Annotated in this window: 8 protein-coding genes and 1 tRNA gene; 4 read left to right on the forward strand and 5 right to left on the reverse strand. The window is 71.4% G+C overall.

The features are described 5' to 3' along the window. The first annotated feature begins 226 nt into the window (after positions 1-226). A complete protein-coding gene (locus V7E46_RS13180) occupies positions 227-1534 on the forward strand; it encodes a hypothetical protein (RefSeq protein ID WP_333768583.1) in 1308 nt (435 codons plus the stop codon). A 15-nt stretch (positions 1535-1549) separates the two neighbouring features. Here the strand turns inward: V7E46_RS13180 and V7E46_RS13185 are convergent, their stop codons facing one another. From V7E46_RS13185 to V7E46_RS13195, 3 genes are all read right to left on the reverse strand, one after another. Next, the gene (locus tag V7E46_RS13185) at positions 1550-2188 is read right to left on the reverse strand and encodes an FMN reductase (protein ID WP_333768584.1); all 639 of its coding nucleotides are present in this window, start codon (positions 2186-2188) and stop codon (positions 1550-1552) included. Then, positions 2185-3276 (reverse strand): LLM class flavin-dependent oxidoreductase, encoded by a 1092-nt coding sequence (locus V7E46_RS13190; protein ID WP_333768585.1) that lies wholly within the window; start codon positions 3274-3276, stop codon positions 2185-2187. The genes V7E46_RS13185 and V7E46_RS13190 overlap by 4 nt, the downstream gene beginning before the upstream one ends. 75 nt (positions 3277-3351) lie before the next feature. Then, positions 3352-3825 carry a hypothetical protein gene (locus V7E46_RS13195; RefSeq protein WP_333768586.1) on the reverse strand — a complete coding sequence of 158 codons (474 nt, stop codon included), beginning with the start codon at positions 3823-3825 and terminating at the stop codon, positions 3352-3354. Between the two features lie 240 nt (positions 3826-4065). Between V7E46_RS13195 and V7E46_RS13200 the strand changes: the two genes are divergently transcribed. Continuing rightward, positions 4066-4138: transfer RNA gene (locus V7E46_RS13200), tRNA-Arg, on the forward strand. Positions 4139-4224: 86 nt separating this feature from the next. Next, positions 4225-5175 carry a pseudouridine synthase gene (locus V7E46_RS13205; protein ID WP_333768587.1) on the forward strand — a complete coding sequence of 317 codons (951 nt, stop codon included), beginning with the start codon at positions 4225-4227 and terminating at the stop codon, positions 5173-5175. A 7-nt stretch (positions 5176-5182) separates the two neighbouring features. On the opposite strand, the gene V7E46_RS13210 is transcribed toward V7E46_RS13205, so the two are convergent. After that, positions 5183-5992 (reverse strand): VOC family protein, encoded by an 810-nt coding sequence (locus tag V7E46_RS13210; protein ID WP_333768588.1) that lies wholly within the window; start codon positions 5990-5992, stop codon positions 5183-5185. Positions 5993-6233: 241 nt separating this feature from the next. Between V7E46_RS13210 and V7E46_RS13215 the strand changes: the two genes are divergently transcribed. Further along, positions 6234-6437 (forward strand): hypothetical protein, encoded by a 204-nt coding sequence (locus tag V7E46_RS13215; protein WP_329178277.1) that lies wholly within the window; start codon positions 6234-6236, stop codon positions 6435-6437. A gap of 47 nt (positions 6438-6484) precedes the next feature. Here the strand turns inward: V7E46_RS13215 and panD are convergent, their stop codons facing one another. Then, complete coding sequence (panD, locus tag V7E46_RS13220) at positions 6485-6913, reverse strand: aspartate 1-decarboxylase (protein ID WP_333768589.1); 429 nt, start codon at positions 6911-6913, stop codon at positions 6485-6487. Positions 6914-7212 lie beyond the last annotated feature (299 nt).

Consider the following 7212-nt stretch of genomic DNA (forward strand, 5'->3'; position numbering starts at 1 on the left):
CACACCCATCACTACCGCAGCGTCGAACCGGCTAACGCACCTCACCCGTTCGGCGTGACCCGATGAGCGGACCGCGGTCAGCCGGTGTAGTCCGCGGCCACCCGGGAGGGTGAGTGTCGCCGACACCCGTACGCAGCAGTTGCGCGCGCGGGTGCGGCCGCGGAGCCGTTGGCTGACGGGGAGGCAGAGGCCGCGACCCCCGGCCCGGCGGTGAGGGAGTACGCATATGGCGACAAGCGCTGACGGGCCAGCCGGAGGCGTTCCCGGCTCGGGCGACGGGCCCATCAGCGCCGACGAACGCTCCGAGTTGCTTGCGCTGCGCAAACGTTTCCCGGCGCAACGACGGTGGCGGGCCGCCCTGTCCGCGCTGCTGATCACACTGGCCGCGGTGCTCGCCCCGCTCAGCGCCGTCGCCGTGTGGGTGACCGACGAGATGGCCGACACCGGCCGGTATGTCGCGACGGTCGCTCCGCTCGCCCGGGACCCCGACGTCAGGGACGCGGTGACCGATCGGGTGACCGACGCCGCCATGGCGAAGATCGACCTCGACTCGCTGCTGTCCGACGTGACTCCCCGCGACCGGCCACTGCTGGAGGACGCCCTCGGCAGTCTGCGCGGGCCGATCACCGGCGGTATCAGGGATGTCATACGGCAGGCGGTGGCGAGCTTCGTGGCGAGCGACGCCTTCGCGTCGCTCTGGGAGAAGCTGAACCGTCAGGCGCATGCGGCGTTCACCGGCGCGCTGACGGGCGACAGCGACTCGGCAGTGCGGGTGCGGGGCGACGCTGTCGTGCTCGACCTTGCGCCGGTCGTCGCGCAGGTGAAGCAGCGGCTGCTGGACAGCGGCCTGAGCGCCGCGTCGCTCATCCCGGAGGTGCGAACCGACTTCACCCTTGTGAAGTCGCGGGATGTGCAGAAGGTGCGGACCGGCTTCCGGGCGCTGCAGATCGCCGGAAACTGGCTGCCGGTCGTCACGGTGGTCCTGGCGGTCGGCGGTGTACTGCTCGCCGCGCGCCGGCGCCGCGCCCTGGCCGCGGCGGCACTGGGCATTGCCGCGGGTATGGCGGTGCTCGGGATCGGGCTCGCGGTCTTCCGCGTCCGCTATCTGGATCATCTGCCCGCAGAATTGGATGATGCGGCCGCTGGTGCGATCTATGACCAGATCGTGCGTTTTCTGCGGGTGACTGTGCGGATGATGATCGCACTGGGGGCTGTGGTCGCGGCCGGGGCGTGGCTGAGCGGTACGGGGCGCTGGGCGGTGCGGGTCACGACCGCGTGGGAGACGGCGATCGCCGCGGTACGGCAGGCCATCGGGGTCACGACGACCGGGCCGGTCGGGCTGTGGGTGCACCGCTACCGCCGCGCACTGCGGTGGGTGGTCGTCGCGGGCGCGGCGTTCGCACTGCTGCTGTGGCCCTATCCGACCGGCCTGGTCGTCATCTGGATCTCGGTTGTCGCGCTCGCCGCGCTCGCGGTCGTCGAATTCCTCGACGACCGGCGTCAACCGGGTGCCGCGGGGGTGGGTTCGGCGTAGCCGCGTCCCCGCAACTCAGTCTTTCGGGGTCAGGGCGGCGAGTTGCCGGTCGAACGGAATGAACGTTTCCTCCGGCTCCGGGCGGGACGCGGGACGGGCGGCGATCTGAGCAGCGAGTTCGGCGGCGGCGCGCTCGATACGCGTCGCAAGGGTGTCGTCGCCCGCGGCGCCCCAGTCCTCGGTCGCCGCGTACACCGCAGTCGGCATGACGACCGCCCTGAGGTAGCTGAAGAGCGGGCGCATGGCGTGTTCCAGAACCAGGGAGTGGCGGGCGGTGCCGCCGGTCGCCGCGATCAGGACCGGAGTGCCCGCCAGAGCGTCCTTGTCGACAATGTCGAAGAAGGACTTGAACAGGCCGCTATAGGAGCCCGTGAAGACCGGGGTGACCGCGATCAGGCCGTCGGCGGAGGTGGTGGCGTCGACGGCGTCTCGCAGCTGCGGGCCGGGGAAGCCGGTGACCATGTTCTGGGCGATGTCGTTGGCGAGGTCGCGCAGCTCGACGACCCTGACCTCGACATCGTCGAAGGCGCCGGGACTGTCGACATTGCTGTCCGTGACCTGCCGCCGCGTCGCGGCGGCCAGGCGGTCGGCGAGCAGCCGGGTCGAGGAGGGCCGGCCGAGGCCCGCGGTGATCACGACAAGGCGCTTGGTCATGCGTCGACCTCCTGGGCGTCGCGCCGCGCGAGCAGCGTCTGGTGGGTGGGGCCTTCCGGCACGTGCGCCGGGCGGCCCTTGGCGAATTCGCGGCGCAGTACGGGGACGACCTCCTCGCCGAGCAGGTCGAGCTGTTCCAGCACAGTGCTGAGCGGCAGCCCCGCGTGGTCCATCAGGAACAGCTGCCGCTGGTAGTCGCCGAAGGACTCGCGGAAGGTCAGCGTCTTGTCGATGACCTCCTGCGGCGAGCCGACGGTCAGCGGCGTCTGTTCGGTGAAGTCCTCCAGGGACGGGCCGTGGCCGTAGACCGGCGCATTGTCGAAATACGGCCGGAATTCGCGCACCGCGTCCTGCGAGTTCTTTCGCATGAACACCTGACCGCCCAGTCCGACGATCGCCTGATCGGGCGAGCCGTGCCCGTAGTGCGCATAGCGTTCGCGGTACAACCCGATGAGCTTCTTGAAGTGCTCCTTCGGCCAGAAGATGTTGTTGGCGAAGAAGCCGTCGCCGTAGTACGCGGCCTGTTCGGCGATCTCCGGGCTGCGGATGGAGCCGTGCCAGACGAAGGGCGGAACTCCGTCGAGCGGGCGCGGGGTGGAGGTGAAGGACTGCAGCGGTGTGCGGAACTTCCCGGCCCAGTCGACCGCGTCCTCCCGCCACAGTTTGTGCAGCAGGGCGTAGTTCTCGACGGCGAGCGGTATGCCCTGCCGGATGTCCTTGCCGAACCACGGGTAGACCGGACCGGTATTGCCGCGGCCCATCATCAGGTCGACACGGCCGTCCGCCAGGTGCTGGAGCATCGCGAAGTCCTCCGCGATCTTGACCGGGTCGTTGGTGGTGATAAGCGTGGTGGACGTCGAGAGGATCAGACGATCGGTGCGCGCCGCGATGTAGCCGAGCATGGTGGTCGGCGAGGACGGCACGAACGGCGGGTTGTGGTGCTCACCCGTGGCGAACACGTCGAGCCCGACCTCCTCGGCCTTCTGCGCGATGGTGACCATCGCCTTGATCCGCTCGTGCTCGCTCGGCGTCCGTCCGTTCGTCGGGTCCGTGGTGACGTCGCCGACTGTGAAGATCCCGAACTGCATCTCACCCACCGTCCAATTGGTTGATTGTTCAACCACTCGAACAGAAAGGTGTCCCCGCCTATTCCCGGACGCGGCTCACCTGCCCGTTCCCGCCTCATCGGGCGGCGGCTCCGGTGCCGCGTCCGGGATGACTCGCGGGGGCACGGAGCCCGGGGCATGGAAGGTGACGGCGCCGAAGTTCTGGCCCTGTATCACCGGCCCGTGCTGGACGCCACCGCCGATGATGTTGTGCACGGTGACCGTCGTCCCGCGAGAGGCCGCCGGGTCCAGTTCCGCGAGCAGCAGGCGCAGCTCGTCCGCAGCCGCGGGGTCCGCCCGGAGCGTACGGCGCAGCCGCGCTCGCCACTCGGCCTCGACGTCGTCCGCCGCCCCGGCCGCGGACAGCTCCTGCCGGGACAGTTCCAGCTCCGCGTCCACCGGCCCGGCCTCGCCGCTGCGGGCGAAGAAACGCGCCAGCCGGCCGCGTACCTGGGTCCAGGCGTCCGAGGCCATCAGTCCGACCAGCGTGGTCGCCCCCGATGCCGCCAGCGCCGTCAACTCCGCATCCACCGCGCCCCCCTTCACGCCCACGGGCCGTACCGCCTGCGCATCGCCCCACGGTAGAGCCAACGGGCCGGCAGCGCGGGCGCACGGCATCTGTTCCGGCCCGCAGACCCCCGGCACCTCCGCGCCACCCGTCCCCCATCCGCTACCCTGTCCTTGGCCACCGTTCAGCGGCAGGCCAGGCTCCTTGCCAACGGCCGGGCGGTGCCTGCTCGCAGGTGCTCGTCCAGGTTTTTTGCAAGCCCGGCCCCAGTAGCTCAGGGGATAGAGCACGGCTCTCCTAAAGCCGGTGTCGCAGGTTCGAATCCTGCCTGGGGCACGTAGACCTTCCTGTGTGTGCCCGCCGGGCGGCGCGGATTGCGATCCGGCGCGGTCGGTGGGACGGGCGGAAGAGGTGCGGGAGGCGTGGCTCACAGGGCAGGCCGCAGACCGCCGCCGTCGCCGCTGGCGCAGCGCGCGGGGGTGGATGCCGTACGGCTGAGGCTGCCCGGGGACGGGGCGGGGCGCTGGACGACCGTTCGTGAACATCTGCTTGAGCGCTACGGTTCCGCGATCGGCGCCGACCGGGTGGAGGCGATGCTCGCCGAGGGGCGGTTCGTCACCGCGGACGGGCCGGTCGGCGTGACGACGACGTACGAGCCGGGCGGCTGGGTCTGGTTCCACCGCGACTGCGCGCCCGAGGCCGAGGTGCCGTACCCGGTGGACGTCGTACACCGCGACGAGCGCATCGTCGTCGCCGACAAGCCGCACTTCCTCGCCACCACGCCGCGCGGCCGGCACATCACGCAGACCGCCCTGACCCGGCTGCGGCGCGATCTCGGCCTGCCGCTGCTCTCCCCCGCCCACCGGCTGGACCGGCTGACCGCGGGGCTGGTGCTCTTCGTCGTGCGGCCCGAGGACCGCGGCGCCTACCAGACGCTCTTCCGCGACCGGCGGGTCCGCAAGGAGTACGAGGGCGCCGCCCGATACGACCCGGCGCTGCGGCTGCCGCTGACCGTACGCAGCCGGATCGTCAAGGAACGCGGGCGGATCGCGGCCGAGGAGCGGGCGGACGGGCCGCCGAACGCCGAGAGCCGAGTCGAGCTGCTCGCCCAACGCGGCGGGCTGGGCCGCTACCTGCTGCTGCCCGCGACCGGGCGCACCCATCAGCTGCGGCTGCACATGAACAGCCTGGGACTGCCGCTGCTGCACGACCCCGTCTATCCCCTGCTGCTGCCGGAGACCGCTGCGGACGACTGGTCGCGGCCGCTGCAACTGCTCGCGCGGGCGCTGGAATTCACCGACCCGCTGACCGGTCGGGCGGTCCGCTTCGAGAGCCGGCGGCGGCTGGCCGCGTGGTCCTGCGGCGCGGGCTGAGCAGCGGTCAGGACCCCGCATCCGCCGGGACCGCGGGATCCGCCGCGCGCAGCAGCGCGAAGAACGCGCCTTCTGCGTCCCTGAGCAGCGCGAGCCTGCCGACACCCGCGAGGTCGGTGCCCGGCATCAGCACCGCGCCGCCGCCTGCGACGGCCTTGTCCACCGCCGCGTCCACGTCGGACACCGAGAAATACGGCTGCCAGTAACTCGTGCCCTCCGGCAGCACGTCCGTACCGAGCTGCATGATGCCGCCGTGCGAGCCCTCCTGGCCGCCGCCGGACCGGGACGCCACCACATAGGAGCCGGCGTCGCCAGGCAGCGGCATGTCCTCGAAGTCCCAGTCGAAGACGGCGCCGTAGAACTGCTTGGCCCGCGCCGAATCCGTCGTGTAGAGCTCCGTCCAGCACAGGCCTCCCGCGCCGACCTTGTCCAGGCCGACGAGCGTCCCCGGCTCCCAGACGGCGAACTCGGCACCGTCCGGGTCGGTGTAACCCGCGAGCCTGCCCTGGTCGGCGACGGCCATCGGCGGGAAGCGGACGCCGCCGCCGGCCTGCTCGACGGCCTTGGTCGTCGCATCCGCGTCGGGCGTGTGGAAGTACACCGTCCAGGCGGGCTGGGCGTGCTCCTCCTGGAGCGGGCCGAGGGCGGCGACGGTCGCACCGTCCTCCTGGAACATCCCGTAGCCCCCCATCTCCGACCCCGCCCGGCGGAACTGCCAGCCGAACAGGTCACCGTAGAAGGCGGCCGCCGCCGCCACGTCGCGGCTGCCCAGGTCCACCCAGTTGGGTGCGCCAGGCACGTAGTCATTGGTGAGCATGCTGGATACCTCCGTGGGCCGAGTGATCGGTGTGGCGATCGATCTGTCGGATTTGGACGCTGTGTCCTCTCTCACACTCAGCATGGCAGCAGGCGCCGACAATCGTCGTTTCCGCGCCCCTCAGGGCTGTCCTCGGCTGGTCAGAGGGGGTGGACGGGGCACTGGCTGACCGTGGCGGTGCCGGTACGCCCGGTGCTCGGCGGATTCGGGATTGTCAGTGCCCCCGTCTAGGGTGGTTCACATGTACGGGGGAAGTCTCGATCAAGCGAACGCCGCTCTGCGCGCATATGTGCAGGAGCACGGCGACCGGCCGTGGACGGCCGAAGAGCTCGCGGAGCTGGCGCGGTTGCGCGCCCGCTGGACCTCTGCCGCACGCGGCGCCCGCGGTGGGATACGCCCGGTGTCCGGGCCCGTCATGGGCGCCGCGGTGATGACGGCGGCGTAGCCGACCTCGCGGTCGGTGCCGGGGCCCGTGTGGACCTTGGCGGTGGGTCAGACGGTTGCACGGGCCGCCGCGTGCGGGGGGCGTACGGCGTCGGTGCCGGGGGCCGGTTCCGCGGTGTCGTCACCTAGAGCGGTGATCCGGTTCGCGGTGTCGACATGGACCACGGACGGGCGCAGGGCGCGGGCCTCCGCGTCGTCGACCTGGGCGTAGCTGATCAGGATGACCAGGTCGCCGGGGTGCACGAGGTGCGCTGCCGCGCCGTTGATCCCGATCACACCCGAGCCGCGCTCGCCCTCGATGAGGTAGGTCTCCAGGCGGGCGCCGTTGGTGATGTCGACGATGTGGACGAGTTCACCCGGCAGCAGGTCGGCGGCGTCCATCAGGTCGGCGTCGACCGTTACGGAGCCGACGTAGTGCAGGTCCGCCTGGGTCACGGTGGCGCGGTGGATCTTGGACTTGAACATGGTGCGCAGCACGGTGCCGCCCTCCTGGTGAGCAGGTCGCGTCCCTCGCTCGGGGTACGCGCCGACGTGACCAGGGTAGAGGCCCCGGTCCCGTCCATGTCGGGGGGTGGGCGGGAGTGCGCAAGATCTCAGGCGGGTCTGAGCATTCTGGCCGGGGGCCGGCCTCTCCCCGGGCGCGGGGTGGTGCGGTTCCCCTTCGGCAGGGGGTGCTCATCCAGGGGCGCGGTCCATCCGGACACGGCGGTACGTGGGCTGGCCGCGCAGTTCCCCGCGCCCCTGCGGGGCGGGTGCGCGGGGGGTCAGGCGTGGGC

Source organism: Streptomyces sp. IBSBF 2435 (genome assembly GCF_036815005.1).
Taxonomy (GTDB): Bacteria; Actinomycetota; Actinomycetes; order Streptomycetales; family Streptomycetaceae; genus Actinacidiphila.